This is a genomic window from Rathayibacter sp. AY1F6 (assembly GCF_002932035.1).
Classification (GTDB): Bacteria; Actinomycetota; Actinomycetes; order Actinomycetales; family Microbacteriaceae; genus Rathayibacter.
On record NZ_PSVD01000003.1, the window covers coordinates 226,252 to 252,970 of the forward strand.

Consider the following 26,719-nt stretch of genomic DNA (forward strand, 5'->3'; position numbering starts at 1 on the left):
CTACGACCGCCGCAGTTCGAAGGTGGTGGTGCCGACCTTCACGGGCGTGTCCAGCGGCACCTTGGTGGGCGCGCCGACGCGGCGGCCGTCGAGGAAGGTGCCGTTGGTGGAGTCGAGGTCCTGGATCATCCACTCGTCGTTCCAGAGGAGAAGGCGCGCGTGGTGGGTCGAGGTGTAGTCGTCGCGGATGACCAGCGTCGACTCCGCGGAGCGGCCGATCGTCAGCGGGTCGCCGGTCAGCTCGAGCTCGGTGCCCCGCTTGGGGCCCGAGGTGATCACGAGGCGCTGCGCCGTGTGGACCGTGGCGGCGCCTCCCTGCTCGGCGCGCTCGGCGGCGGCCTCGCGGCTCCTCCGGGCCGAGGGGGCCGACGGGGAGGCGGGCTGCGCGGGCGCGGGAGCCGGGGCGGCCGCGGCGACCACGGGCTGGGCCGCCGTCACGAACGGGGCCTCGGGGGACGCGGCCTGCGCGCCGGGCGGCAGCTTGCGCACGCGCTGCCCGAACAGGTCGGAGCGCAGCGCGTAGACGATGCCGAACACGAAGAACCACAGCAGCGCGAGGAACGCGATGCGCAGCAGGAAGAGAGTGAGCTCGCTCATAGCCGGTCGTCCCAGAATCCCTCGGAGCCGCGTCCGGCTGCCCTGCCGGACGACGGACGGTCGGTGCGTGCGGGCGCGGAGCCCTGCACGACGCGGTAGACGATCGAGGTGCGCCCGATCGTGATGGTCTGCTCGGGGGCCAGGGGCGCCTGCGTGACGGGCCGGCCGTCGAGCTTGGAGCCGTTCGTGGACCCGAGGTCGTGCACCTGGGCACGGGAGCCGTCCCAGAGGATCTCGACGTGCTTGCGGGAGGTGCCCGAGTCGTCGACGGTGATGTCGGCGTCGCTGCCGCGGCCGATGACGGTGCGCGCCTTCGTGATCGGGTGGCGCCGGCCGTCGATGTCGAGGACGGGCGTGTAGGCGACGGTGCCCTTCACGCTGCGGGAGTCGACCTCGACCATGCCGTCGCTGAGCGCCGGATCGACGGCGAGGGAGATGTCGATCGGGCCGGGGAAGCGGAAGCCCTGCTTGGTGGCGTGCTCGGTGGCGACCGTGGTGAGCTCGTCGATCAGCGTGGCGCCGAGGCGCTGCATCCGGTCGAGGTCGGTCGCGGACATCCGCAGGACCAGGCTGTTGGGGACGAGGATGCGGTCTCGGCTGACCACGGCGGCGGAGGTGTCGAGCTCCCGGCGGAGGGCGGAGGCGAGCTCGACCGGCTGCAGACCCGACTTGAAGGTCCGCGCGAACGCGCCGTTGACGACGCGCTCGAGTCCCTTCTCGAAGTTGTCCAGTATGCCCACAGTCTTCCGATCTTCCGGTTCTTCGCCTTCTCGGCGGTCGCGCACGGATCGAGATGTCTGCGCGCCCGTCGCCGCTTCCTCTTCTTGGTCTGCGCCGCGCACGGCTACGGGCATGTTACTGGGATGGTCTGGATGCGCGATCCTCCGCAGTGGTTTCGCGGCAGGAGTGCCGTGTGCGCGCTCTCACCGGGGCGGCTCGGCGGCGGCTCCCGGGGGAGCGGCGGCCCGGGACGGTGAGCGCCGGTTCGGCTCGGGGGCCGGGGGATGCTACGATTTCTCGTCGGCGCTTCGGTGCCGCTGGTGAGCGCGAGTGGCGGAATAGGCAGACGCGCACGGTTCAGGTCCGTGTGCCCGAAAGGGCGTGGGGGTTCAACTCCCCCCTCGCGCACCAGAGTTCACGAGAACCGGAGTTCGAGAGAACCGGGTTCGAGAGAACCAGAGGAGAAGCCCCCGATCGGATGTCCGGTCGGGGGCTTCTCCCGTTCCCGTGTGCGGTGCGCCGCGGGGCGGGCTCCTGTCGTGTCGTTCTCGCGGACGGCGTCCCGCGGAGGCGCGGTGTTCACCGGGAGGTCGGCGGGAGGTCGTCCGGCGCGGGCACGCTCGCGGAGTGATCGCCCTCCGTGCCGACGTGTCCGCCCTCGATCCGCGGGCGCTGCCCGAGCTGCTCCGACGCCTCCGCCGGCACCGGAGCGTGCAGGTGGGGGAGCGCCAGTGGATCGCGGTGCTGCCCGGATCGGGCCCGGTGCTGCTGACCTCCGGCGACCGGCTCGTGCTCGAGCTGCTGATCGAGCGGCGCGCGCTGCTCCCCGTGGTGATCGACGCGCTCGAGGCGGAGCTGCGCAGCGGCGGCTTCCGCGAGCGGATCGCGCTGCGCTGGAGCACGCCGGACACGGTGCCCGTGCCGCTGCGCTGACGAGCCGCGGTCAGCGGCGGGTGAGCTCCACGACGGGGATGGTGCGGGTGGTGCGCTTCTCGTAGTCGAGGAAGCCGGCGGAGGCGGTGGTGAAGCGTGCCCAGCCGGCGTCGCGCTCCTCCCTGGCGAGGACGCGGGCCCGGACGTCGACGGTGCCGTCGTCGGGGGTCTCGATCGCCAGGTCCGGGTGGGCGATCATGTTGTGGAACCAGGCGGGGTGCTTCGGCGCACCGGCGGCGGACGCGGCGAGCAGCCAGACGTCGTCGGAGGGGTGCAGCGCCATCAGCGGAGTCACGCGCTCCTGACCGGAGCGGGCGCCGCGGTGGTGCACCAGCACGAGGCTCCTCCCGAAGCCGCCCGTGGTCACGGTCCCGCCGTTCGCGCGGAACTCCTCGATGATGGTGTCGTTCCAGTCGGCCATGCTCGTCCTCCTCGACGCGGTGCCGGCACTCGAGTGCCGGGGTCAGGCGCGGGCGCCCAGGGCGTCCTCGCGGCTGCTGCTCCCACCCGGCGGCTGCGCGCCCCCGGTGACGGCGGCAGGATCCGCCAGCGCCCGCCGCCAGGGTAGCTCCGCGGCGCCGACGAGTTCCAGCCTCGAGCGCAGGGCCGCGCGCTCGATCCGCACGCCGCGCGCGAGGTCGCTCAGGGCGCGGGCCGAGACGCGGGCGGCGAGGCGCTCGCGGTCGACGGTGAGCAGCGAGCCGAGGAAGCCGCCGAGCACGACCGCGGTGGGGTTGAAGAGGTTGATGTAGGTGGACAGGCCCTCCGAGAGCAGGTCGACCTGGCGGGCGACCTCGCCCAGGACGGCGGGGTCGCGGGAGGTGCCCAGGGCGATGTCGAGCTCGTCCTGGTCGAGGACGCGGGCGCCGAGGACGTCGAGGAGGGAGCGCATCCGGACCTCGGCCTCCAGGCAGCCGCGCCGGCCGCAGCCGCAGAGGCGGCCGTTCGTGGCGACGAGGGTGTGGCCCAGCTCGGCCGCGAACCCCGAGGAGCCCTGGAGCGGGACGCCGCCGATGATGACTCCTCCGCCGATGCCGCCCGCGCCGCCGGTGACGTAGACCACGTCGGCCACGCCGTGCGCGGCTCCGAAGAGGGACTCGCCGATGGCGCCGAGGGTCGCGTCGTTGCCGACGGCGACCGGGAGGTCGAGGGCGCGGCTGAGCTGGGTGGCGAGGTCGACGTCGCGCCAGCCCAGGTGCGGGGCGCGGTGGACGAAGCCGGAGTCGGCCTGGACGAGGCCGGGGACGGCGACGCCCGCGCCGACCAGCGTGCGCAGCGACTCCCGCTCGGAGCGGAAGCCCTCGACGATGCCGGTGACGACGCGGACCACCGTGGCCGGGCTCGCGGGCTTGGGGGTGTCGAAGCGGACGCGGCGCAGCAGCTCGCCGTGCAGCCCGACCAGGCCGACGATGATCGCATCGGTGTCGAGGTGGACGCCCACGGCCGCGAACCGGTCGCCGGGGACGACGGTGGCGCTGGGGCGGCCGATGCGGCCGTCGGGCGCGGTGGTCTCCTCCGCGACCCAGCCGAGCTCGCTCAGCTCGCCGACGAGGTTCGCGACGGCGGAGCGGTTGAGCCCGGTGAGGCGGCCGAGCTCGGCGCGGCTGGTGGGACCGGAGCGGTGCACCAGGGTCGCGAGGCTCGCGAGGTTCGTGCGGCGCAGCAGCGCGTTGCTGGAGGCTCCGACTGCTCCTGCCATGATCGCCTGCCTGTCGCTGGACCCCGACGGGTCTCGGATGCACTCGGGCGCGGCTCCCCCGAGGAGAAGCCGCGCCCGAGAATTGTAGAAGAGAAGGACGAGGAGCGCCGCTGGGCGGCGCCCGGCGTTCGCCTAGCGGCCGCCGGCGCGGCGCTTGTTGAAGATGTCGAACGCCACCGCGAGCAGGAGCACGAAGCCCTTGATCGCCATCTGCCAGGCCGCGTCGACCGAGAGGATGGAGAGGCCCATGTTGAGCACGCCCATCACGAGTCCGCCGATGACGGCTCCGACGACGGTGCCCACGCCTCCCTGGACGGCGGCGCCGCCGATGAAGACCGCGGCGATCGCGTCCAGCTCGTAGTTCTGTCCGGCCGAGGCGACCGCACCGCCGGCGCGGGCGGTGCTGACGATGCCCGCGACTCCGGCCAGTGCGCCCATGTTGACGAAGATGAAGAAGTTGACCCACTTCGTCTTGACGCCGGACATCATCGCGGCGAACAGGTTGCCGCCCATCGCGTAGATGTGGCGGCCGAAGACCGTCCGGCCGAGCACGAAGCTGTAGGCGAGGATCAGCACGGCGAGCACGATCAGGATGATCGGGGTTCCGCTGTAGCCGGCGAGCAGCCAGGAGAGGGCCATGATCGCGATGACGGCGATGGCCGACTTCGCGACCAGCGAGCCGATGGGCTCGCGGGGCAGCTCGAGACGGCGGAGGGTCGCGCGGCTGCGGAGCTGCTGGGCCACGAGGACGACGCAGACGATCAGGCCGAGGACCAGGGTGAGCGCGTCGCGGCCGGCGATGCCGCCGAGGACGCCCGGCAGCCAGCCGGCGCCGATCGCGGTGAACTCGGTGGGGAGGCCGTTGATCGTTCCGCCGGTGAGGAGGACGAGGGTGAAGCCGCGGAAGATCAGCATGCCAGCGAGGGTCACGATGAATGCCGGTATGCCGACGAAGGCGACCCAGAAGCCCTGCCATGCTCCGACGGCGGCGCCGGTGACGAGGGCGACGACGACGGCCGCCCACCAGGGCAGGCCCCAGTTGTTCATCGCGATCGCCGAGATGGCGCCGACCATCGCCACGACCGAGCCGACCGAGAGGTCGATGTGGCCGGCGATGATGACCATCACCATGCCGATCGCGAGGATCAGCACATAGGCGTTCTGCTGGATCAGGTTGTTGACGTTGCCGGGCAGGAGCAGGCGCCCGCCGGTCAGCACCTGGAAGAGCAGGATGATGATGGCCAGCGCGGCGAGGATGCCGTACTGCCGGAGGTTGATGTTCAGCCGGCGCGAGCGCTTGGGCGGGGTGGAGGGCGTGTTGGCGGGCGTGTCCGCCGGCGCTGTGGTGGTCGTGGCGCTCATCGGGCCTGTTCCTTTCCGGCGGTCATGTAGTGCATGAGGTGCTCCTGGGTGGCATCGGCGCGATCGATCTCGCCCGTGATCCGTCCCTCGGAGATGGTGTAGATGCGGTCGGCGAGGCCGATCAGCTCGGGCAGCTCGGACGAGATGACGACGACCGCCTTGCCCTGGGCCGCGAGTTCGTTGATGATCCCGTAGATCTCGTACTTGGCTCCCACGTCGATGCCGCGGGTGGGCTCGTCGAGGATCAGCACGTCGGGACCGGAGAAGATCCACTTCGAGAGGACGACCTTCTGCTGGTTGCCGCCGGAGAGCTTCCCCGTGACGGCCGAGACGGTCGGCGCCTTGATGTTCATCTTCGATCGGTACGAGTCGGCGACCTTGTACTCGCGGTGCTTGTCGATCACGCCGAGCCGGGCCAGGCGCGAGAGCGCGGCGGCCGAGACGTTGACGGTGATGTCGCCGATGAGGTTGAGCCCGTAGCGCTTGCGGTCCTCGGTCGCGTAGGCGAGGCCGTTGCGGATCGCCTCGTCGACGGTGCGGGTCTGGATCTCCTTGCCGTCCTTGTAGACGCGGCCGGAGATGCCGGTGCCGTAGCTCCTCCCGAAGATGCTCATCGCGAGCTCGGTGCGTCCGGCGCCCATCAGGCCCGCGAAGCCGACGATCTCGCCGGCGCGGACGGTGAAGGAGGCGTCGTCGACGACCACGCGATTGATGTCGACGGGGTGGTGGACCGTCCAGTTCTCGACGCGCAGCTTCTCCTCGCCGATCTGCGGGTCGCGCGGCGGGAACATGCTGTTGAGGTCGCGGCCGACCATCGCGCGGATGATCCGGCTCTCGGACGCCTCCTCGCCGGCCATCGGGAAGCTCTCGATGGTGCGACCGTCGCGGATGATCGTGACGGTGTCCGCGATGGCGCGGATCTCCTTCAGCTTGTGGCTGATGATGATGCAGGTGATGCCCTGCTTGCGGAGCTGGTCGATCAGGCCGAGCAGGTGGTCGCTGTCCTCGTCGTTGAGGGCGGCGGTGGGCTCGTCGAGGATGAGGAGCTTCACCTCCTTGGCGAGGGCCTTGGCGATCTCGACGAGCTGCTGCTTGCCGACGCCCAGCTCGAGGATCTTGGTCGCGGGGCTCTCGGCGAGGCCGACGCGGGCGAGCAGCTTGGCCGCCTCCGCGTTGGTCGCGTTCCAGTTGATGACGCCGCGGGTCGACTTCTCGTTGCCGAGGAAGATGTTCTCGGCGATGGAGAGGTAGGGGCTGAGGGCGAGCTCCTGGTGGATGATCACGATGCCGTCGGCCTCGCTGTCGTTGATCGCCCGGTACTGCGCCTCCTCGCCCTCGAACTCGATGGTGCCCTCGAAGCTGCCGTACGGGTACACGCCGGAGAGGACTTTCATCAGGGTCGACTTGCCGGCGCCGTTCTCGCCGCAGATGGCGTGGACCTCGCCGGGCTGGACCGAGAGCGAGACGCCGTCGAGGGCGCGGACGCCGCCGCCGAACTCCTTGACGATGTCGCGCATGATGAGGATGGGACTGGCCAACAGGGCCTCACTTCGTTGGGGGGGGGAGTGGTGTGCGGACGGGGAGGCGGGGGCGGGGAGGATCGCTCCTCCCCGCCCCCGCCCGACGGATCAGAGTCCGACGTCGCCGGCCTTGAGGAAGCCGGAGTCGACGAGGACCGACTGCACGTCGTCCTTCGTGACGACCTGCGGCTCCAGCAGGTAGGACGGGACGACCTTCTCGCCGTTGTCGTAGGTCTCGGTGTCGTTGACCTCGGGCTCCTCGCCCGCGACGATCGACTGCACCATCTGGAAGACGCGGTCGCCGAGGGTGCGGGTGTCCTTCCAGACCGTCATGGACTGCTCGTCGGCGAGGATCGCCTTGACGTTGGCCTTGTCGGCGTCCTGGCCGGTGATGACCGGGTAGTCGGCGCCGGGGGTGTAGCCGGCCGACTTCAGCGAGGCCTCGATGCCGATGGCCAGGCTGTCGTTGGGGGAGAGCACGACGTCGACCTTCTGGCCGCCGGTGTAGAAGGACGAGAGGCGGTTGTCCATCTCGGACTGCGCCTTGTCGGAGGCCCAGCCCTGGATGCCGATCGAGGCCCAGTCGTCGTCCGACGCGGGCGACTTGCCCGAGGGGACGGTGAGCTTGCCGCTCTCGATGTAGGGCTGCAGGACGTCCCACGCGCCGGAGAAGAAGAACTTCGCGTTGTTGTCGTCGGGGCTGCCGGCGAAGGGCTCGAGGGTGAAGGGACCCGCGGCGTTCTTCAGGTCGAGGGTCGACTCGATGTACTGGCCCTGGAGCTGGCCGACCTTGTAGTTGTCGAAGGTCGCGTAGTAGTCGACGTCCGCGGTGCCGTTGATGAGACGGTCGTAGGCGATGACGGTGGCGTTCTGCTTCTTCGCCTCGGCGAGGACGGGCGCGAGGGCCTCGCCGTCGATCGCGGCGATGACCAGGATCTTGGAGCCGCCGGCGATCTGGTTCTGGATCTGCGAGATCTGCTGATCGGTCTTGTTGTCCGCGTACTGGAGGTCGACGGTGCAGCCGTCGCCCTCGAGCTGCGACTGGAGGCCTTCGCCGTCGTTGATCCAGCGCTCGAGGCTGCGCGTGGGCATCGAGATGCCGACGGTGCAGTCGCCTTCCGCGCCGGCGCCGGCAGCGGCGCCTCCGGAGTTGGCGGGGCTCGCGGAACAGGCCGCGAGGCCGAGGGAGATGATGCCGGCGGCGGCCAGCGTGGTGATGCCGCGGGAGAACTTCATGGAGTGCATTCCTCTCTGAAAGCAGTGTCCGAGGGAGAGGACGACAAGAGGCGTGCACGTGTGGCGCACGTCGTCGTGTCGTCGCCCGGGAGGGCGGGAGAGCCCCGAGGGGCTTTGTCCACGGAGAGAACATATTCTTTCGATCGGGGGGAGTAAAGCGCGGGCGGCGAATTTGTCCAGGCGATGCCGAAATGTGATCTTCGGGACGTCGACCCCCGTCGTTGCTGGGAGAGAACGCTCTCACCGCTCGGCTCCCGCCCGGCTCGCGCCCCTCCGCCGGGCGCCCGCCGCCGTCCGCGTGAGGGAAACGCGAGGACTCCGGGCCGGGCCGTAGGGGAACCGTGAGGACCGCTCCGACGGGCCCCCGCGAGGTGTTGCATCGCTTCCTGTGCCGCTTCCCGGCAGGCGTCCGGTCCCGGGCGTCGTCCGCTCCCCGGATGGAGTCCTCCGTGCTCGACCTCGCCTACCTCCTCGGCGTGCTCGCCCTCTTCTCGCTCATCGCTCTCGCCGCGAAGGGGGTCGAGCGGCTGGGCGGACCGCCCCCCTCGGCGACCCGCGGGACCCGCGAGAAGGAGGCGGGCCGGTGATCGTCTTCGACGCCCTCGCGGCCGTGCTGGCGCTCGCCGCCGTCGTCTACCTCGTCGCGGCCCTGATCCGACCGGAGCGCTTCTGATGGATCCGCTCCTCGCCGTCCTCCAGGTCGCGACCGTCGGCCTGGCCGTCGCCCTCCTCCACCGCCCCCTCGGCGACCACATGTTCCGCGTCTACACCTCGACGCGCGACCTCGCCCTCGAGCGCGGCGTCTACCGCCTCATCGGCGTCGACTCCGCGGGCGAGCAGAGCTGGCGCGCCTACCTCCGGGCCGTGCTGGCCTTCTCTCTCGTCGGCGTGCTCCTGCTCTACGGGATGCAGCGCCTCCAGGCGGTCCTGCCCGGCTCCCTCGGCCTGCCCGCGGTGCCGGAGGGGCTGGCGTTCAACACCGCCGTCTCGTTCGTCACCAACACCAACTGGCAGTCCTACTCCCCGGAGGCGACCCTCGGCTTCGCGGTGCAGCTCGGCGGCCTCGCCGTGCAGAACTTCGTCTCGGCGGCCGTGGGCCTGGCCGTGGCGGTGGCGCTGATCCGCGGATTCGCGCGCCGCTCCTCCGGAACGCTCGGCAACTTCTGGGTCGACCTCGTGCGCGGCACGCTGCGCCTCCTGCTGCCCCTCGCGGTGGTGGCGGCGGTCGTGATGATCGCGGGCGGCGTGATCCAGAACCTGAACGGCCCGCTGACGGTGACCACGCTCACCGGCGGCGAGCAGAGCATCCCGGGCGGCGCGGTGGCCTCGCAGGAGGCGATCAAGCTGCTCGGCACCAATGGCGGCGGCTACTTCAACGCCAACTCCGCGCACCCGTTCGAGAACCCCTCGGCGTGGGTGTCGCTGCTGCAGATCGTGCTGATCCTCGCGATCCCGTTCTCGCTGCCGCGCACCTTCGGCCGGATGGTCGGCGACGTGCGGCAGGGCCGCGCGATCCTCGCGGCGATGGCGACGATCTTCGTCGTGTCGCTCGCGGCCCTCACCGCGCTGGAGGCGGCGGGCGGCGGATCCGCGGCGCAGGCCGCCGGAGCCGCGATGGAGGGCAAGGAGACGCGCTTCGGCATCGCCGGTTCCGCCCTCTACGCGACCGCCTCGACGCTCACCTCGACCGGCGCCGTCAACGCGATGCACGACTCCTTCACCGCGCTCGGCGGCATGCTGCCGATGCTCAACATGATGCTCGGCGAGGTCGCCCCCGGCGGCGCCGGCTCGGGCCTCTACGGGATGCTCGTGCTCGCGGTGCTGGCCGTGTTCGTCGGCGGGCTGCTGGTCGGCCGGACGCCCGAGTACCTGGGAAAGAAGCTCGGCCCGCGCGAGATCAAGCTCGCGAGCCTCTACATCCTCGTGACGCCGACGCTCGTGCTGGCCGGCACGGCCCTGAGCTTCGCGATCCCGGCGGTACGGGAGGACGTGGAGAGCACGTCGATCCTGAACCGCGGGCTGCACGGGCTCTCGGAGGTGCTCTACGCCTTCACCTCCGCGTCCAACAACAACGGCTCGGCGTTCGCGGGGCTGACGGCGAACACGCCCTGGCTCAACACGGCGCTCGGCGTCGCGATGCTCCTCGGCCGCTTCCTCCCGATCCTGCTGGTGCTCGCCCTGGCCGGCTCGCTCGCGGCGCAGTCGCCGGTGCCCTCCAGCGCCGGCACGCTGCCCACCCACCGGCCGCAGTTCGTCGGCCTCCTCGTGGGCGTCACGGTCGTCGTGACCGCGCTCACCTACTTCCCCGTACTCGCGCTGGGCCCCCTGGCGGAAGGACTGCGACTCCGATGACCACTGCACTCACCGAGGCCCCCGCGGAACCCGCGCGCCCCACCCGCGCCGCCCTCGGGCCGCGCCAGCTCGCCTCCGCCCTCCCCGGAGCGCTGCGCAAGCTCGATCCGCGCCTGATGTGGCGCAACCCCGTGATGTTCATCGTCGAGGTCGGCGCCGCGCTGACCACGGTGCTGGCGATCGCCGAGCCGTTCCTCGGCGGGCCGGAGGAGTCGGGCGGATCGACGGTGCCCGGCACCTTCACGGCCGGCATCGCGATCTGGCTCTGGCTCACCGTGGTGTTCGCGAACCTCGCGGAGTCGGTGGCCGAGGGCCGCGGCAAGGCGCAGGCCGAGAGCCTGCGCGCCACCCGCACCAGCACTCCGGCCCGGCGCGTGACGGACTACGACCCCGCGGACCCCTCCGCCCTATCGGCCCGCCTGGTCGAGGTCTCCTCGGCCGAGCTGCAGCTGGGCGACGTGGTCGTGGCGGAGGCGGGCGACCTCGTCCCCGGCGACGGCGACATCGTCTGGGGCATCGCCTCCATCGACGAGTCGGCGATCACGGGCGAGTCGGCGCCGGTCGTCCGCGAGAGCGGGGGCGACCGCAGCGCGGTGACGGGCGGCACGCGAGTGCTCTCGGACCGGATCGTGGTGCGCATCACCTCGCGGCCGGGCGAGACCTTCGTCGACCGGATGATCGGCCTGGTCGAGGGCGCGTCGCGGCAGAAGACGCCGAACGAGATCGCGCTCGACATCCTCCTGGCGAGCCTCTCGATCGTGTTCGTCGTGGTCGTGCTGACCCTGAACCCGATCGCCTCGTTCGCGGGAGCCTCCGTGAGCGTCCCGGTGCTGGTCGCCCTGCTCGTCTGCCTCATCCCGACCACCATCGGCGCCCTCCTCTCGGCCATCGGCATCGCCGGCATGGACCGGCTCGTGCAGCGCAACGTGCTCGCGATGTCCGGCCGGGCGGTGGAGGCGGCGGGCGACGTCACGACGCTCCTGCTCGACAAGACGGGGACCATCACCTACGGCAACCGCCGCGCTGTGGCGTTCCTCCCCCTCGACGGAGTGGCGCAGGCCGCCCTCGTCGACGCGGCCGCCTCCTCCTCGCTCAGCGACCCGACGCCCGAGGGGAAGTCGATCGTCGACCTCGCGGGCGACTCGGGCCGCCCCGCCGTCGAGCCCGCTCAGGCCGCCGTGGTGCCGTTCACCGCGCAGACCCGGATGAGCGGGCTCGACCTCCCCGACGGCTCCTCCATCCGCAAGGGCGCCGGCTCGGCCGTGCGCGCCTGGGTGGAGGAGGAGGGGCCGCTGCCGTCCGCGGTCGCGGCGCGCCTCACGGTGCTCGTCGACGGTGTCTCGGAGAGCGGCGGCACGCCCCTGGTCGTCGCGGTGAAGGACGCCCACGGCGCCCGCCTGCTCGGCGTCGTGCACCTGAAGGACGTGGTGAAGGACGGGCTCGCCGAGCGCTTCTCGGAGCTGCGCGCGATGGGCATCCGCACCGTGATGATCACGGGTGACAACCCGCTGACCGCGAAGGCGATCGCGGCGGAGGCGGGAGTCGACGACTACCTCGCCGAGGCGACCCCCGAGGACAAGCTCGCCCTGATCCGGCGCGAGCAGGAGGGCGGCGCGCTGGTCGCGATGACCGGCGACGGCACCAACGACGCCCCGGCCCTCGCGCAGGCCGACGTGGGCGTGGCGATGAACACCGGCACCTCGGCGGCGAAGGAGGCGGGCAACATGGTCGACCTCGACTCCGACCCCACCAAGCTCATCGACATCGTGCGGATCGGCAAGCAGCTGCTGATCACCCGCGGCGCGCTCACCACGTTCTCGATCGCGAACGACGTGGCGAAGTACTTCGCGATCATCCCGGCGATGTTCGCGGGGGTCTTCCCCGGGCTCGCGGTGCTGAACGTGATGCAGCTGCACTCGCCGGCCTCGGCGATCCTCTCGGCGATCGTGTTCAACGCGCTGGTGATCGTCGTGCTGATCCCGCTCGCGCTGCGCGGAGTGGCGTACCGCCCGGTCGCCGCCTCGCGCATCCTCAGCCGCAACCTCCTGGTCTACGGGCTGGGCGGAGTGATCGCTCCGTTCCTCGGGATCAAGCTCGTCGACCTGATCGTCGCCGCGATCCCCGGCTTCTGACCCGCCCGTCCCGACCACTGAAGACAGAGAGAAGAGACCATGTTCCGTCCCTACGGTGTCGCGCTGCGCGCGATGATCGTGCTCACCGTGCTGCTGGGAGCGGCGTACCCGCTCGCGGTGCTCGGGATCGGGCAGCTCGCCCTGCCCGCCCAGGCGAACGGCTCGCTGCTGCGCCAGGACGGCGCGGTGATCGGCTCGTCGCTGATCGGCCAGTCGTTCACGGACGCCGACGGAGCGCCCCTGCCGGAGTGGTTCCAGTCGCGTCCCTCCGCCGCGGGCTACGACGCCGCGGCCTCGACCGGCAGCAACCTCGGCCCCGAGAACGCCGACCTGGTCGCGTCCGTCGAGGAGCGCCGGGCCGCGATCGCGGCCTTCGAGGGCGTCGACCCGGCCGCGGTGCCGGCCGATGCGCTGACCGCCTCCGCCTCGGGGCTCGACCCCGCGATCAGCCCCGCCTACGCGCAGCTGCAGGCGCCCCGCGTCGCCGCCGCCCGCGGGCTCGACGTGAGCGCCGTGCGCGCGCTGGTCGAGGAGCATACCGCCGGCCGCGAGCTCGGGTACCTCGGCGAGCCGACGGTGGACGTGCTCGAGCTCAACGCCGTTATCGCGCAGCTGTGACCGCTCCGGTGGCGCCTCCGGCTCGTAGAATCGCGATCGGCTCGTCGCGACCGTCCGATCGAGCGGATCGACGCCGGTCCCGCGAGCCCGGGGCGCCCCGGAGCCGCGAGCACGAGGGGAGGCCGGGAGCATGACGAAGGGCCGCCTGCGCGTGCTCCTCGGAGCCGCGCCCGGAGTGGGCAAGACCTACACGATGCTCGAGGAGGGCCGCCGGCTCGCCGCCGAGGGCCGCGACATCGTGGTGGCCGTGGTCGAGACGCACGGCCGCTCCGCCACCGCCGCGATGGTCGAGGGGCTGGAGGTCGTGCCGAGGAGGGCCGTCGAGCACCGCGGTGTGCTGCTCGATGAGATGGACCTCGACGCGGTGCTGGCCCGCCGGCCCGACGTCGCGCTGGTCGACGAGCTCGCGCACACCAACGCCCCCGGCTCCCGGCACGAGAAGCGCTGGGAGGACGTGCGGACGCTCCTCGACGCCGGCATCACCGTCTTCTCGACCGTGAACATCCAGCACATCGAGTCGCTCAACGACGTCGTGCACGCGATCACCGGAGCGCCGCAGCGCGAGACGATCCCGGACGCGGTCCTCCGCGCCGCCGATCAGATCGAGGTCGTCGACCTGGCGCCCCAGGCGCTGCGCGACCGCCTCGCCGACGGCCGGGTCTACCCGCCCGAGCGCATCGACGCGGCGCTGTCCAACTACTTCCGGCTCGGCAACCTGACCGCCCTGCGCGAGCTCGCGCTGCTCTGGCTCGCCGACGAGGTCGACAGCGCGCTGCGCGACTACCGCGTCGAGCACGGCATCGACAGCACCTGGGAGGCGCGCGAGCGCGTGGTCGTGACCCTCACCGGCGGGCCGGAGGGGGAGACCCTGCTGCGGCGCGGCGCGCGGATCGCGGCCCGCGCCTCCGGGGGCGACCTGCTCGCCGTGCACGTGGTGACCCCCGACGGCCTCCGCACCCCGCGCCCGCACGTGCTCGAGGCGCAGCGGGTGCTGGTCGAGAAGCTCGGCGGCAGCTACCACCAGGTGGTCGGCGAGGACGTGCCGCGCACGCTGGTCGAGTTCGCCCGCTCGGTCAACGCGACGCAGCTGGTGATCGGCGTGAGCAGGCGGAGCCGCCTCGCCTCGGCGCTGACGCCCGGCACCGCGTCGACGGTGATCCGCGAGTCCGGCAACATCGACGTGCACATCGTCAGCCACTCCGCCGCCGGGCGCACCGCGGTGCTGCCGAGGCTCGACGGGGCCCTGACGCTGCGGCGCCGCCTCCTGGGACTGGCCCTCGCCCTCGTGGGCGGCCCGCTGGTGACCTGGCTGCTCTCGAGCCTCCGCAGCGACGAGTCGATCACGAGCGACGTGCTCTCGTACCAGCTGCTGGTGGTGGTGGTCGCGCTGGTCGGCGGGCTCTGGCCGGCCCTCTTCGCGGCCGTGCTCTCGGGGCTGACCCTCGACTTCTTCTTCGTCGATCCGCTCTACACGATCACCGTCGACGAGCCTCTGCACGCGCTGGCGCTGGTGCTCTACGTGCTGAATGCGGCGCTCGTCAGCGCCGTGGTCGACCGCGCGGCCCGGCGGGCGCGGGCCGCCAAGCGGTCGGGGGCGGAGTCGGAGCTGCTGGCGACGATCGCGGGCGGCGTGATCCGCGGGCAGGGGGCGCTGCAGGCGATCCTCGAGCGCTCGCGCGAGGCGTTCGGGCTGACCGGCGTGCGGCTGCTGCGCGGCGGCGAGCTCGTCGCGGCCGACGGCGAGCCGCAGCCGGAGGGCGATCCCGCGCGCATCGCGGTGGGCGAGGGCGCGGTGCTCGAGCTGCACGGCCGCGAGCTGGAGGGGAGCGAGCGGCGACTGCTCCAGGTCGTCGCCGCCCAGCTGGACTCGGTGCTCGAGAACGCGGCCCTCAGCGAGACGGCCAGCTCCCTCGCTCCGCTGGCCGAGACCGATCGGGTGCGCAGCGCCCTGCTCTCGGCCGTCAGCCACGACCTGCGCCGGCCCCTCGCCGCGGCCACCGCGGCGGTCAGCGGGCTGCGCTCGCCCGAGGTGGTCTGGAGCGAGCGCGACCGGGAGGAGCTGCTCGCCACCGCCGACGAGAGCCTCACCGTGCTCGCCGCGCTGGTCACCGACCTGCTCGACGTGACGCGGCTGGAGGCGGGGGCGCTCGCCGTGGCGCTCGCCCCGCTCGACGCCGCCGACGTGGTGCTCCCCGCGCTCGACGAGCTCGGGCTCGGTCCCGGCGAGGTCGACCTCGACCTCGATCCGGAGGGCCCGGCGCTGCTCGCCGACGCGGTTCTGCTGCAGCGCGTCGTGGTCAACCTGCTCGCGAACGCCGTCCGCTACGCGCCGTCCGGCACCCGGGTGCGCGTGGCCGCCAGCGCCTTCGGCGGGAGCGCGCAGCTGCGGATCGTCGACCACGGCCCCGGGGTGCCCGAGGAGCGGCGCGCCGAGATCTTCGTGCCGTTCCAGCGGCTCGGCGACGACGACAACCTCACGGGCCTGGGCCTCGGCCTCGCGCTCTCGAAGGGGTTCACGGAGGGGATGGGCGGCACGCTCGAGACGGAGGACACTCCGGGGGGCGGACTGACGATGGTGGTGACGCTGCCGCTGGCGAAGGAGACTGCTGCCGCTGCTCCTGCGGCTCACGTCGCTCCTCCCGCCCCGCACGACGGCGGGTCGGGCACCGCTCCGCACGAGGACTCCGGAGGAGCCGCATGAAGATCCTGATCGCCGACGACGACCCGCAGATCCTGCGCGCCCTGCGCATCACGCTCACCGCCCGCGGATACGACGTGGTGACGGCCGGCGACGGCACCGAGGCGATCAACCGCGCGGTGGACGAGCATCCGGACCTCTACATGATCGACCTCGGCATGCCACGGCTCGACGGGGTCGAGGTCATCCACGGACTGCGCGGCTGGACGAGCGCGCCGATCCTGGTGGTGTCGGGACGGACGGGCGCGGCCGACAAGGTGGGCGCGCTCGACGCCGGCGCGGACGACTACGTCACCAAGCCGTTCTCGATGGACGAGGTGCTCGCGCGTATCCGGGCCCTCTCGCGGCGGGTGCAGCCGGCCGACGGCGAGCCGCTGGTCGTGATCGGCGAGGTGACCGTGGACCTGGTGGCCAAGAGCGCGACGCGGGACGGCGTCTCCGTGCGGCTCACCCCGACCGAGTGGCAGGTGCTCGAGATCCTCATCCGCAACGCGGGCAAGCTGGTCACCCGCCGCTCGCTGCTGGCCGAGATCTGGGGCCCCGCGCACGTCACCGACACCGGCTACCTGCGCCTCTACCTCGCGCAGCTGCGCAAGAAGCTCGAGCCCGACCCCGCGCATCCGCGCCACCTGCTGACCGAGGCGGGCATGGGCTACCGCTTCGTGCCCTGACCGGCCTCTGCTCAGCGGGGGAACCCCGGACCGTCGAGGGGGCCCGCTGGTCGTGGCTCCCGCGACGGTCCGGGATCGCCTCGGCGGAGGGGGGCAGGTCACCAGTCGTGGACGGTGCCGTCGGCGAGTCGGTTGAAGGGCAGGTACGCGCGCACGTAGGGGTACTTCCCGGCGGCGTCGACGTCGAGCTCCACGCCCAGACCGGGGGCGTCGCCCGGGTGCAGCCGTCCCTCGCTCCAGGTGAACGACTGCTGGAAGACGCTGTCGGTCCGCTCGCCGTGCTTCATGTACTCCTGGATCCCGAAGTTGTGGATCGCCAGGCCCAGGTGCATCGCGGCCGCCATTCCCACCGGGGAGACGTCGGTGGGTCCGTGCATCCCGGACTTGATCTGGTACTGCGCGGCGTGGTCGAGGATCCTCCGGAGGTGGGAGACGCCTCCGGTGTGCGTGACCGCGCTGCGGATGTAGTCGATCAGCTGCTCGCGGATCAGGAGCTGGTAGTCCCAGACGGTGTTGAAGACCTCGCCGATCGCCAGGGGTGTGGTGGTGTGCTGCCGGACGAGGCGGAGGGCCTCCTGGTTCTCGGCGGGCGTGCAGTCCTCGAGCCAGAAGAGGTCGTACGGCTCGAGGGACTTGCCGAGGGCCGCGGCCTGGATCGGTGTCATCCGGTGGTGGCCGTCGTGGAGGAGGGGGAGCCCCGGCCCGAACTCGTTGCGGACGGCCTCGAAGACGCGGGGGACGTGGCGCAGGTAGGCGCGGGTGTCCCAGTCCTCCTCGGTCGGCAGGCCGCCGCGCTGCGCCGGTTCGTGGTCGTAGCGCACACCGGCGTTGCCCTCGAGGACGGCGTTGGAGGCGATGCCGTAGATCGAGGTCAGCCCCGGCACCGCGGTCTGCACGCGGATCGCGCGGTACCCCTGCTCCTGGTGCTCGCGGATGCTGTCGAACAGCTCCGCGTCCGTCCGCCCGGACGCGTGGCCGTAGGCGAGCAGGCCGGTACGGGACGCGCCTCCGAGCAGCTGGTAGAGCGGCATGCCGGCGGCCTTGCCCTTGATGTCCCAGAGGGCGGTGTCGACCGCCGCGATCGCCGCCATCGTGACCGGCCCGCGGCGCCAGTAGGACGACCGGTAGAGGAACTGCCAGGTGTCCTCGATGCGCGAGGCGTCGCGACCGAGGAGCAGCGGCACGACGTGGTCGGCGAGATAGGAGACCACGGCGAGCTCGCGGCCGTTGAGGGTCGCGTCGCCGAGGCCGGTCAGCCCGTCGTCGGTCGTGAGCTTGAGGGTGACGAAGTTGCGGTCGGGACTGGTGACGACGACCTCGGCCTTGTCGATCTTCATGGGATGCCTTTCGTGGTGGGGGATCGGGTCAGGGGTTCCGGCCGGGAGCGCGGTCCATCGAGAACGCGGCGGTCGAGAGGCCGGGCGCCACGGGCGCGGCCTGTCCCGTGCTCTCGCGGCGCTCGGCTATTTCGGCGACGATCTGCGCGTGCCGGCGGTCGGTCAGCGGGTAGAACGCCATGATCAGCACCGCGAGCAGGGCCGCGACGGCCGGGATGAGGCCGGCGGCGGCGCGGATGCCCCACTCGGCGTGCTCGCTCTGCTCCGCGGCCCCGGCCACGTAGCCGCCCCAGGCCAGCGCGTACGCGGCGAGGGCGCCTCCGACCGCCTGGCCGGTCTTGCGGGTGAAGGAGAACAGGGCGTAGATCGTGCCCTCGGAGCGGATGCCGGTCTTCCACTCCCCGTACTCAACGGTGTCCGCCTCGATCGCCCAGACGAGCATGTTGACGAGCTGAATGCCGACGTAGGCGAGGACCAGTCCGCCGAAGCCGACCGCCACCGCGTCGCCCGGGGCGAGGAAGACGACCGTTCCGCCGCTGATCAGGACCCCGACTCCGGCCATGTAGGCGTTGCGCTTGCCGAACCGCCGCACGATCGTCGGGACGAGGGCGGCCAGGCCGAAGGTCAGGGCGAGCTGGATCAGCGACATCGCGGCGTAGAGCTGGACCGATCCGAGCACGTCGCGCAGGTAGTAGAGCTGCACGGTCTGGAGCGCGAGCGTCCCGGTGAGGAACAGGAACGAGCTGAGGCAGAGGAAGAGCAGCGGCCGGTTGGAGCGGAGGGTCGTCATGCTCTGACGGAACGTGACGTGCGCGACGTCGCGCTGGACCCGCTCCTTCGCGGTCAGGATCGTGAAGAGGTAGAGCGCGGAGCCGACGACGACGAAGCTCAGCGTGACGATCGAGAAGAGCGACTGCAGATGGGCGCCGGGGACGACCAGCGGGGCCATGAAGGTGCCGAGCCCGGCCCCCACGATCGCGCCGCCGATGGCGCGGGCGCTGGCGAGCTTCGCGCGCTCGGTGCCGACCTGCGTCATCGCTCCGGCGAGCGAGCCGTAGGGGATGTTGACGAGGCTGTAGGCGAGGCCGAGCGCGGCATAGCTCAGGTAGGCGTAGAGCAGGGTTCCGCTCTCGCCGATCTGCGGGACGGAGAAGGTCGCGGCCGAGAGCAGCAGGAGCGGGACCGACCCGAACATCAGGAAGGGCCGGAACTTGCCGAAGCGCCTGCTGTAGGTGCGGTCCACGACCCGGCCGGCGAAGACGTCGGCGAACGCGTCGAAGATCCGCACGACGAGCAGCAGCGTGCCCGCCGCGGCCGCGGAGATCCCGGCGACGTCGGTGTAGTAGACGAGCAGGAACATCGTGGCGGTGGTGAAGGCGAGGTTGTTCGCCGTGTCGCCGGCGCCGTAGCCCACGATGCTCAGCTTCGAGAGCTTCTCAGCGGCGGGCGCTCCGGGCGCGGTGGTGCGGGGGGTCATGCGGGCTCCTTTACCCGGGCGCGGACCCGTCGGGGATCCGCGCCGCATCGAGACGGTGCGAGGGTGGCAATCGGTTGCCGACGGCGCCGGAAGGCGCCGCGCGGAGGGGCGGGGTGGAGGTCTAGGCCGCCTGAGCGGCGACCGCGGCGACGAGGGCCGGGTCGTCGGCGAGGCGCGTATCGACGAGCCGCAGCAGCGCCTCGACGGGTCGGGCGGAGCCGAGGGCGCGGTCGAGGGCGGGGCGCTGCGCGTCGGGCAGGCGGTCGCCCTGGAGCAGCAGTGCGATCCAGTCGGCGACGGCACGGAGGGAGGCGGCTCCGTCGTGTCCGCCCGCGCGCTCCGCGAGGAGCACGGGCGCGATCCGGATGCGGAGCTTGGCGGTCGCGTCGGCGCCGATCTGCTCGAGGCGGTGCTCGATCCGGGGGTTGCCGAAGCGCCCGAGGAGGGCGGCGCAGTAGGCGTCCGCGTCGAGACCGGCGGGGAGGCCGGCCGCCGCCTCCGCCCAGAACGCCTCGACGGCGCTCCGGCAGGCGGGGTCGGCGATCGCCTCCGCGACGGTGGCGAGGCCGCGCCGGCGGCCGGTGGCGGCGAGGAGCGTGTGCGCGCCGTTGAGGAGTCGCAGCTTGCGCCGCTCGAAGGGCTCGATGTCGTCCACGAAGCGGGCTCCGGCGCGCTCCCAGGCGGGTCGGCCGGCGGGGAACCCGCCGCAGAGGACCCAGTCGCGGAACGGCTCGGTCACGACGGACGCGGCATCGCTGATGCCGGTGAGCTCGGCCGCCGACTCCCGGTCCGCCGCCGTGGCGGCCGGGGTGATCCGGTCGACGGAGGTCGACACGAACGAGACGGTGCGGTCGATCCAGTCGGCGAGCGACGGGTCGAGCCGCTCGGCGAGCAGGAGCAGTCCACGGCGCACGAGAGGGCCGTTGCCGGAGAGGTTGTCGCAGGGGACGACGGCGAGCGGGCCGGAGCCGGCGTCGCGCCGGGCGGTGAGGCCGAGGAGGAGGCGGCCGAGCGCGGTCGTCGGCGCTCCTCCCGATCGGAGGGCGGCGAGGTCGCTCCGGACGGCGGGGTCGTCCAGGTCGAGGCCGCCGTCCGCGGCGAGACGGTACCCGGCCTCCGTGATCGTCAGCGTGACGATCGCCGTCGCAGGAGCCGCGACGAGCTCGACGAGACGCGCGACGTCCGCGCCGTCGATCGCCTCGACGATGCTGCCCACGACCGTCGCCGAGTCGCCCTCCGGTCCGCGCTCGATCAGCGTGAACAGGCCGTCCTGCGCGGCGAGCTCCTCGGCCGCGCGGGGGCTCCGGCCGGTGAATGCGGCGATGCCCCACTCGTGGTCGTCGTCGACGGCGTGCGTGTACCAGGCCTGATGCGCTCGGTGGAAGGCGCCGAGGCCGAGGTGGACGATGCGGACGGGAGCCGCCGGCAGGCCCGAGGACGCGCGATCGAGACCGCCTCCTCCGCCGTGCCCGCTCACAGCTTGAAGACCTTCCGCGGCTGGGCGTCGACGAGGTCCAGGATGACGGCGCTCGCCGTCTCGGAGTCGATGCGCCCCTCGGCGACCAGGCGCGCGAGGAACGCGGCGTCCAGCCTTCGCGCCATGTCGTGACGGGCCGGGATGGAGAGGAACGCGCGGGTGTCGTCGATGAAGCCGGAGCTCCGCGAGAAGCCGGCGGTCTCCGTCACGGCGGCGCGGAAGCGCAGCACCGCGTCGGGCGCGTCGAGGAACCACCACGGCGCTCCGAGGAACACCGACGGGTAGTAGCCGGCCAGGGGAGCGAGCTCGCGCGAGTGAGTGCTCTCGTCGATCCCGAAGAGGACGAGGTGGAAGCCCGGTGCGTTGCCGAGCTCCTGCAGCAGCGGGCGGAGGGGCTCGGCGAACCGGGTCGCGACGGGGATGTCGTGGCCGGTGTCGGGACCGAAGCGCTCGAAGGTCGGCCGATCGTGGTTGCGCAGCACGCCGGCGTGGACGGTCATCACCAGGCCGTCGTCGACGCTCATGCGGGCGGACTGCAGCAGCAGGTGCGCGGCGAGGACGCGGCTGCTCTCGGCGTCGATCGTGCCGGCGCGGGCGCGGGCGAAGAGGGACTGCGCCTCGGCGGGGTCGAGGTCGACGGTCAGCGGCTCCAGCACTCCGTGGTCGGCGGAGACGGCGCCGTGGTCGAGGAAGTGCCGGCGCCGGGCGCGGAGGGCCTCGAGGAATCCGGGGAAGCTGGACTCCTTCGTTCCGGTGGCGGCGGCCAGGGCGGCGACGCGCTCGGGCCAGCCGGGGGCGGAGGGATCGAGGTAGGCGTCGGGGCGGAAGGTCGGCAGCACGCGGCCCGGGAACGCCGGATCCTCCGCCAGAGCCCGGTGGACGGCCAGGTCGTCCAGCGGATCGTCGGTCGTCGCCAGCACCTCGATCCCGAACCGCTCGAAGAGCGCCCGCGGGCGGAAGGCGGCGGACGACAGCCGGGCCCCGATCGCCGCGAAGAGGGCGTCGGCGGTGGAGGCGTCGGGCTGCTCGGTGATGCCGAACTGCTCGGCGAGGATCGACTGGAGCCAGTAGCCCGAGGCGGTTCCCGCGAAGATCCGCCAGTGCGCGCAGAACGTGCGCCACACCTCCTCCGGGCCGGCGAGGCGCTCGCCTCCGGGGATGCCGAGATCGCCGAGGTCGATCCCGGCGGAGTGGAGCAGCCGGGTGACGTAGTGGTCGTGCCGGAGGAAGAGCTCGGATGCGTCGGCGAAGGGGCGGTCCTCGAGCAGGAGGCGCGGATCCACGTGCCCGTGCGGGGAGAGGATCGGCAGGTCGGCGACGCTCGCGTGGAGATCGCGGGCGATCGCCCGGGTCGTCGGGTCGATCGGCAGGAGTCGGTCGGGATCGTTCAGCAGCTTCGTCGGCACGGGGCCATCCAAGTATGGGTGCGGAGGAGTGTCAACCGATTGCCAAGGCTGTCGCACCGGTTGGCGCGCCGGGGCGCGGACCGGGGTCAGGAGTCGCGGCGGGGTCCCGTCGAGGCGCGCGGGACGAACTCCGTCGGCAGGTCGTCGGCCCGCTCCGGAGGCTCCTCGTCGCCGAGCACCCGGCGGACCGCCCGCTCGCCCATCCGGCCCAGCGGTGCGCTGATGGTCGACAGCGGCGGCGAGGTGAAGTCGCTGCCGAAGATGTCGTCGAAGCCGATGATGCTGAGCTGCTCCGGGATCGCGACGCCCGACTCCTGAGCCGCGCGCATCAGTCCGATGGCGACCAGGTCGTTGTAGGCGATCACCGCGCCGACGCCGGAGGCGGTCACCCTCGCGAGCGCGCTCCTCCCGCCCTCGAGGGTCGAGACGCCCGGCCCGATCTCGACGACCGTCATGCCCCGCTGCGGAGCGCGGTCGAGGAGGAGCTCCCATCGCGCGGCGCTCATCCACGAGTCGGGCGGACCGGCGATGAAGGCGAGGGAGCGGTGGCCGAGGGCCGCGAGGTGGTCGAGCGCGGCGTCGATCCCGGGGGCGAGATCGGGCACGATCCCCGCGACGCCGGGGACCACGCGGTTGAGGACGACGACCGGGATGCGCCCGGCCAGCGCGATGATCTCCTCGTCGCTGAGGCGGGTGCTGACGAGGACGAGCCCGTCGGTGGAGGCGGCGATGCGGTCGGCCGCCTCGGCCTCGCGCTCCCCGGACTCCTGCGACTCGGCGAGGATCATCGTGAAGCCGCGGAGCGACGCCGCCCGCTCCGCTCCGCGCACGGCGGGGAAGAAGGCCGGGTTGGTGATGTCGGCCACCAGCAGCCCGAGGGTCGAGGTGCGGCCCGTCGGCAGCGCGCGCGCCATCGGGTTGAGCCGGTAGCCCAGCTCCTTCGCGGCGGCGCGGATCCGCTGCTCGGTCGCGGCGTTCAGCCGTCCGGGCGTGCTCAGCCCGCGGGAGACGGTGGAGGGGGCGACGCCGGCGAGTCGGGCGACGTCGTAGATCGTCGTCGCGGAGCGGCCGCGGCGTCTCCCGGCGGAGGGGCCGGTGGGCGCGTCTTCGCTGGGCACGATCGCGGTCTTCTCTCGAGGGGCACGGCGGCGGACGGGGCGCCGTCCGCCGCCCATGCTGCCACAGGGCCGAGAAGCCCGCCCGGCCCGTCGCTCGCGTCCGGGTCGCGCCGGATCGGGGAGCCCGCGCTCCGGGAGGCCGCCGTCGCCGGCCGGCCGCCCACCGCTCCGGTCCCGTCCAGCGCGGCTCCGCGCGGCTCCGCCCCGTCAGCTCCGCTCCGGGAACGCCCCCTCCTCGCGGATGCGCTCGTTGAGCGCCGCCAGGAACACGCCCTCGTCGAGGTCGAGCGGTACCTCGCGTCCCGTCCAGCTCGAGTAGTGGATGGCGTTGGCGAGCCGGACCCCGAGGATCCCCTCCGCCCCGGGTGCGAGCAGCGGCGTGCCGTGCAGGATGCTGTCCGCGAAGTCCTGCAGGACGGCCGTGTGCTGCTCGCCCCAGACCGACGCCGACTCGATCCGCTCCGTCGTGGAGAGGCCCGCGGTGTCGTAGCGACCGCTGAGCAGGAGGCCCACGTCCTCGGCGCTGAGGGCGGCGCTGACCTCGCGCTCGGGGGCGTTCAGCCGGGTGATCGTCGCGACCCGGGAGTCGTCGACGACGATCCGGCCGCGGTCGCCGATGATCTCGAGGCGGTCGGTGCCGATCGGGTCGTGCGTCGTGGTGACCAGCACGCCGGTCGTGCCCCCGCCGAAGTCGGCGAGCACCGTCACCTCGTCCTCCACCGCGATGTCGCGGCACCGCCCGTAGCCGGCCTTCGCGACCACCGACTCCGGCACTCCGCACAGCCACTGCCACAGGTCGAGCTGGTGGGGCGCCTGGTTGACCAGGACGCCTCCGCCCTCGCCTCCCCAGGTCGCGCGCCACGCGCTCTGGTCGAAGTAGGCCTGCGGCCGCCACCAGGTCGTGATGATCCAGTTCGAGCGCAGGATCCGGCCGATCCCGCCCTCGTCGACGACCTCCTTGAGCCGGCGGTAGAGCGGGTTCGCCCGCTGGTTGAACATGATCGCGAAGCGCTGACCGGGACGGGCGGCGGCGGCCTCGTTCAGCTCCGCCACCTGCGCGGCGTAGACGCCCGCCGGCTTGTCGACCAGGACGTGCAGCCCGTGCTCGAGAGCGTCGATGCCGATCCCGGGGTGGAGGTAGTGCGGAGTGCAGACGACGACGGCGTCGACCTCCCCGCTCGCGAGGAGGGAGCGGTGGTCGGCGTGGAAGGACGCTCCGGGCGCGAGCGCGGCGGCCGCCGCCTCCCGGGCGGGGTCGACGTCGGCGACGGCGGTGACGACGAGGTCGCGCACCCTGCCGTCGGCGAGGAAGCGGGCGTAGGAGGAGCCTTGGGCGCCGAATCCGATGATGCCGAGGCGGACGGTGGTCATGGAAGGAGTCCTTCGTTCGGGGTGGAGTGGGGGATCCGCGCGGGCGCGCTCGGGGCGTAGGCGGCCTGGACGATCGCGAGCGACCTCGCCGCCTCGCGGGGCGAGATCCAGAAGGGCTCGTCCTCGCCGAGGCGGGCGTAGAAGTCGTGCACGAGCAGCTCGTGCGAGGCGCCCCAGTACGAGCGCCCGCCGGATCGGCGCTCCGTGTCCGGGACGACCTCGACGGATCCGTCGTCGCGCCGCACGGTGAGGGCACCGCGCAGCGAGACGATGGCACGCTCGGTGCGCAGGCGGAGCTCGACCGGCTCGTCCCACGCGTTCGCCACGGTCGCGTAGAGGACGCTGCGCGCGCCGGAGGCGTGGGTGAGCACCAGGTCGGCGGTGTCCTCGACCTCGATCGGCAGCAGGCGCGTGGAGGCGGAGCCGCTCACCGCGACCACCTCGCCGAGGAGCCACTGCAGGAGGTCGACGGTGTGGATCGCCTGGTTCATCAGCATCCCGCCGCCGCCCTCGGCCCGCATCCCGCGCCAGGGGCGGTCGAGGTAGTAGCCGGGAGCGCGGTGCCAGAGCACGGTCGCGGCCGCACCTGTCACGGCACCCAGGGAGCCGGACGCCAGCAGCTCGCGGAGGCGCTGCACGGGCGGGTTGTAGCGGTTCTGGAAGCAGACGCCGATGCGCGCCCCGCCCCGCTCGGCCGCGGCGATCACCTGCTCGCCCTCGGCGACGGAGGAGGCGAGCGGCTTCTCGAGGAGCACCGCGACGCCGCGGTCCAGGGCCGCGACCGCCAGCGCGGCGTGCGTGCTGTGCGGAGTGCAGACGTGCACGACGTCGGGGCGGACGGAGTCGAGCATCCGGACCGCCTCGGGGAAGCCCGGCACCGCGTGCCTCTCGGCGGCCGCGGCGAGCCGGCCCGGGTCGGTGTCGCAGACCGCCACCAGCTCCGCGCCGGGTGCGGTGCCGATCGCCGCGAGGTGGACGGAGGAGATGTCGCCGCAGCCGATCACCGCCGCGCGGACGGTCATCGCAGGTCGATCCCGAGCGAGGAGGCGAGCCCCCGGAAGGCCCGAGCGGCCACTCCGAACGACTCGGGGCCGGAGAATCCGCCGAGGGCGTCCGTGATCGCGAGGTGCGGCTCCAGCGAGGCGACGCCCGTCCAGCCGTCGTCGCGCAGGGCGGTGAGCGTCTCGCGCAGCTGGCCGTCGCCCTCGCCGGCGGGCACCACGGTGCCGGTCGCGGCCACCGCGTCCTTCACCTGCAGGTAGTCGACGTAGGGCCGCAGCGCCGTCCAGCCGTCGTCGAAGGGCCGCACCCCGCACTGCACGAAGTTCGCGTTGTCCCAGGCGAGGCGCAGGGCGGGCGAGCCGACGGACTCGACCAGGTCGAGGATCCGCTCGGGGACGTCGCCGTAGATGTCCTTCTCGTTCTCGTGCAGCAGCACCACGCCCTCGCGCTCGGCGCGATCGGCGAGCCTGCGCATGCGCAGCAGGACGTCGTCGCGGATGCTCTCGACCGGCACTCCCTCGCCCCGGTAGAACGAGAAGACGCGGATGCTCGGTGTGCCGAGGGTGTGCGCGACGCGGATGACGCGGTCGAGGCGCGCCACCTCGAGCTCGGGGTCGAGGGCGACGTCGACCTTGCCGATGGGCGAGGCGACGGCCGAGACGGACTGGCCGCCGCGCTCGAGCACGGCGGCGAGGCGGGCGAGGCGCTCGTCGTCGAGGTCGACGACATTCCGGCCCCAGGCGCTTCGCACCTCGATGCTGTGCGCGCCGAGCGCTCGGAGGACGGCGACCTGGACGACCGGGTCGGGGTCGATCTCGTCGCCGAAGCCGGAGAGGGTCCAGGGTGCGGGGTTCGCGGGTGCGGTCGTCGCGGGTGCGGTGGTCACGGTGCGTGCCTCGTTCTCGTCGTCGGGAACCGGCGGGCAGGAGCGCCGCCGTGCCACGACCATACGCGTATTGGCAACCGATTGACAAGATCGGAGGCGCGCCTCTA

Annotated in this window: 23 protein-coding genes and 1 tRNA gene; 9 read left to right on the top strand and 15 right to left on the bottom strand. The window is 72.6% G+C overall.

Annotation, left to right across the window (positions count from 1 at the left end; translation table 11 throughout):
• Complete coding sequence (locus C5C44_RS04750; RefSeq protein ID WP_104225776.1) at nucleotides 1-597, bottom strand: FHA domain-containing protein; 597 nt, start codon at nucleotides 595-597, stop codon at nucleotides 1-3.
• Nucleotides 594-1,337, bottom strand: a complete 744-nt coding sequence (locus tag C5C44_RS04755) for a DUF3662 and FHA domain-containing protein (protein ID WP_104225775.1) — start codon at nucleotides 1,335-1,337, stop codon at nucleotides 594-596. The genes C5C44_RS04750 and C5C44_RS04755 overlap by 4 nt, the downstream gene beginning before the upstream one ends.
• Nucleotides 1,338-1,641: 304 nt before the next feature.
• Here C5C44_RS04755 and C5C44_RS04760 point away from each other — a divergent pair.
• Both C5C44_RS04760 and C5C44_RS04765 read left to right on the top strand, forming a co-directional pair.
• A tRNA-Leu gene (locus C5C44_RS04760) sits at nucleotides 1,642-1,728 on the top strand.
• Between the two features lie 216 nt (nucleotides 1,729-1,944).
• On the top strand, nucleotides 1,945-2,250 hold the full coding sequence (locus tag C5C44_RS04765) for a hypothetical protein (protein ID WP_104222657.1): 306 nt from the start codon (nucleotides 1,945-1,947) through the stop codon (nucleotides 2,248-2,250).
• Between the two features lie 10 nt (nucleotides 2,251-2,260).
• Here C5C44_RS04765 and C5C44_RS04770 read toward each other — a convergent pair whose 3' ends face one another.
• The 5 genes from C5C44_RS04770 to chvE form a co-directional block, all read right to left on the bottom strand.
• Complete coding sequence (locus tag C5C44_RS04770) at nucleotides 2,261-2,671, bottom strand: nitroreductase/quinone reductase family protein (protein ID WP_104225773.1); 411 nt, start codon at nucleotides 2,669-2,671, stop codon at nucleotides 2,261-2,263.
• 42 nt (nucleotides 2,672-2,713) lie between these two features.
• Nucleotides 2,714-3,949, bottom strand: a complete 1,236-nt coding sequence (locus C5C44_RS04775; RefSeq protein WP_104222655.1) for an ROK family transcriptional regulator — start codon at nucleotides 3,947-3,949, stop codon at nucleotides 2,714-2,716.
• Between the two features lie 132 nt (nucleotides 3,950-4,081).
• Complete coding sequence (gene mmsB, locus C5C44_RS04780) at nucleotides 4,082-5,311, bottom strand: multiple monosaccharide ABC transporter permease (RefSeq protein WP_104222654.1); 1,230 nt, start codon at nucleotides 5,309-5,311, stop codon at nucleotides 4,082-4,084.
• Entirely contained in the window at nucleotides 5,308-6,828 is a 1,521-nt protein-coding gene (mmsA, locus tag C5C44_RS04785) for a multiple monosaccharide ABC transporter ATP-binding protein (RefSeq protein ID WP_104335414.1), read from the bottom strand. Before mmsA ends, mmsB begins: the two co-directional genes overlap by 4 nt.
• 111 nt (nucleotides 6,829-6,939) lie before the next feature.
• Nucleotides 6,940-8,067 carry a multiple monosaccharide ABC transporter substrate-binding protein gene (gene chvE / locus C5C44_RS04790; protein ID WP_374952918.1) on the bottom strand — a complete coding sequence of 376 codons (1,128 nt, stop codon included), beginning with the start codon at nucleotides 8,065-8,067 and terminating at the stop codon, nucleotides 6,940-6,942.
• Nucleotides 8,068-8,504: 437 nt separating this feature from the next.
• Between chvE and C5C44_RS16950 the strand changes: the two genes are divergently transcribed.
• The 7 genes from C5C44_RS16950 to C5C44_RS04820 all read left to right on the top strand — a co-directional run bounded on the left by C5C44_RS16950 (nucleotide 8,505) and on the right by C5C44_RS04820 (nucleotide 16,538).
• Nucleotides 8,505-8,654, top strand: coding sequence for a hypothetical protein (locus C5C44_RS16950; protein WP_167299012.1), 150 nt, complete (start codon nucleotides 8,505-8,507; stop codon nucleotides 8,652-8,654).
• Complete coding sequence (kdpF, locus tag C5C44_RS04795; RefSeq protein WP_068209492.1) at nucleotides 8,651-8,740, top strand: K(+)-transporting ATPase subunit F; 90 nt, start codon at nucleotides 8,651-8,653, stop codon at nucleotides 8,738-8,740. The genes C5C44_RS16950 and kdpF overlap by 4 nt, the downstream gene beginning before the upstream one ends.
• Nucleotides 8,740-10,419, top strand: coding sequence for a potassium-transporting ATPase subunit KdpA (gene kdpA / locus C5C44_RS04800; protein ID WP_104335415.1), 1,680 nt, complete (start codon nucleotides 8,740-8,742; stop codon nucleotides 10,417-10,419). Before kdpF ends, kdpA begins: the two co-directional genes overlap by 1 nt.
• Nucleotides 10,416-12,551 (top strand): potassium-transporting ATPase subunit KdpB, encoded by a 2,136-nt coding sequence (gene kdpB, locus C5C44_RS04805; RefSeq protein WP_104225771.1) that lies wholly within the window; start codon nucleotides 10,416-10,418, stop codon nucleotides 12,549-12,551. Before kdpA ends, kdpB begins: the two co-directional genes overlap by 4 nt.
• 39 nt (nucleotides 12,552-12,590) lie before the next feature.
• A complete protein-coding gene (gene kdpC, locus C5C44_RS04810) occupies nucleotides 12,591-13,169 on the top strand; it encodes a K(+)-transporting ATPase subunit C (protein WP_104335416.1) in 579 nt (192 codons plus the stop codon).
• A 130-nt stretch (nucleotides 13,170-13,299) separates the two neighbouring features.
• On the top strand, nucleotides 13,300-15,870 hold the full coding sequence (locus C5C44_RS04815; RefSeq protein ID WP_104335417.1) for an ATP-binding protein: 2,571 nt from the start codon (nucleotides 13,300-13,302) through the stop codon (nucleotides 15,868-15,870).
• Nucleotides 15,867-16,538 carry a response regulator gene (locus C5C44_RS04820; RefSeq protein ID WP_104222647.1) on the top strand — a complete coding sequence of 224 codons (672 nt, stop codon included), beginning with the start codon at nucleotides 15,867-15,869 and terminating at the stop codon, nucleotides 16,536-16,538. The genes C5C44_RS04815 and C5C44_RS04820 overlap by 4 nt, the downstream gene beginning before the upstream one ends.
• Nucleotides 16,539-16,636: 98 nt before the next feature.
• Here C5C44_RS04820 and manD read toward each other — a convergent pair whose 3' ends face one another.
• The 8 genes from manD to C5C44_RS04860 form a co-directional block, all read right to left on the bottom strand.
• Nucleotides 16,637-17,875, bottom strand: coding sequence for a D-mannonate dehydratase ManD (gene manD / locus C5C44_RS04825; RefSeq protein ID WP_104222646.1), 1,239 nt, complete (start codon nucleotides 17,873-17,875; stop codon nucleotides 16,637-16,639).
• A 28-nt stretch (nucleotides 17,876-17,903) separates the two neighbouring features.
• A complete protein-coding gene (gene uidB, locus C5C44_RS04830) occupies nucleotides 17,904-19,352 on the bottom strand; it encodes a glucuronide transporter (protein WP_104222645.1) in 1,449 nt (482 codons plus the stop codon).
• A 121-nt stretch (nucleotides 19,353-19,473) separates the two neighbouring features.
• Nucleotides 19,474-20,829: a mannitol dehydrogenase family protein gene (locus tag C5C44_RS04835; RefSeq protein ID WP_258066664.1), complete on the bottom strand. Its 1,356-nt coding sequence runs from the start codon at nucleotides 20,827-20,829 to the stop codon at nucleotides 19,474-19,476.
• Nucleotides 20,826-22,235, bottom strand: a complete 1,410-nt coding sequence (gene uxaC / locus C5C44_RS04840; protein WP_104335418.1) for a glucuronate isomerase — start codon at nucleotides 22,233-22,235, stop codon at nucleotides 20,826-20,828. The genes C5C44_RS04835 and uxaC overlap by 4 nt, the downstream gene beginning before the upstream one ends.
• Before the next feature lie 86 nt (nucleotides 22,236-22,321).
• Nucleotides 22,322-23,353, bottom strand: coding sequence for a LacI family DNA-binding transcriptional regulator (locus C5C44_RS04845; protein ID WP_181065528.1), 1,032 nt, complete (start codon nucleotides 23,351-23,353; stop codon nucleotides 22,322-22,324).
• A 207-nt stretch (nucleotides 23,354-23,560) separates the two neighbouring features.
• Entirely contained in the window at nucleotides 23,561-24,724 is a 1,164-nt protein-coding gene (locus C5C44_RS04850) for a Gfo/Idh/MocA family protein (RefSeq protein ID WP_104261422.1), read from the bottom strand.
• A complete protein-coding gene (locus C5C44_RS04855) occupies nucleotides 24,721-25,746 on the bottom strand; it encodes a Gfo/Idh/MocA family protein (RefSeq protein WP_104262590.1) in 1,026 nt (341 codons plus the stop codon). Before C5C44_RS04855 ends, C5C44_RS04850 begins: the two co-directional genes overlap by 4 nt.
• Nucleotides 25,743-26,612, bottom strand: coding sequence for a sugar phosphate isomerase/epimerase (locus tag C5C44_RS04860; protein ID WP_258066666.1), 870 nt, complete (start codon nucleotides 26,610-26,612; stop codon nucleotides 25,743-25,745). The genes C5C44_RS04855 and C5C44_RS04860 overlap by 4 nt, the downstream gene beginning before the upstream one ends.
• Between the last annotated feature and the right edge of the window lie 107 nt (nucleotides 26,613-26,719).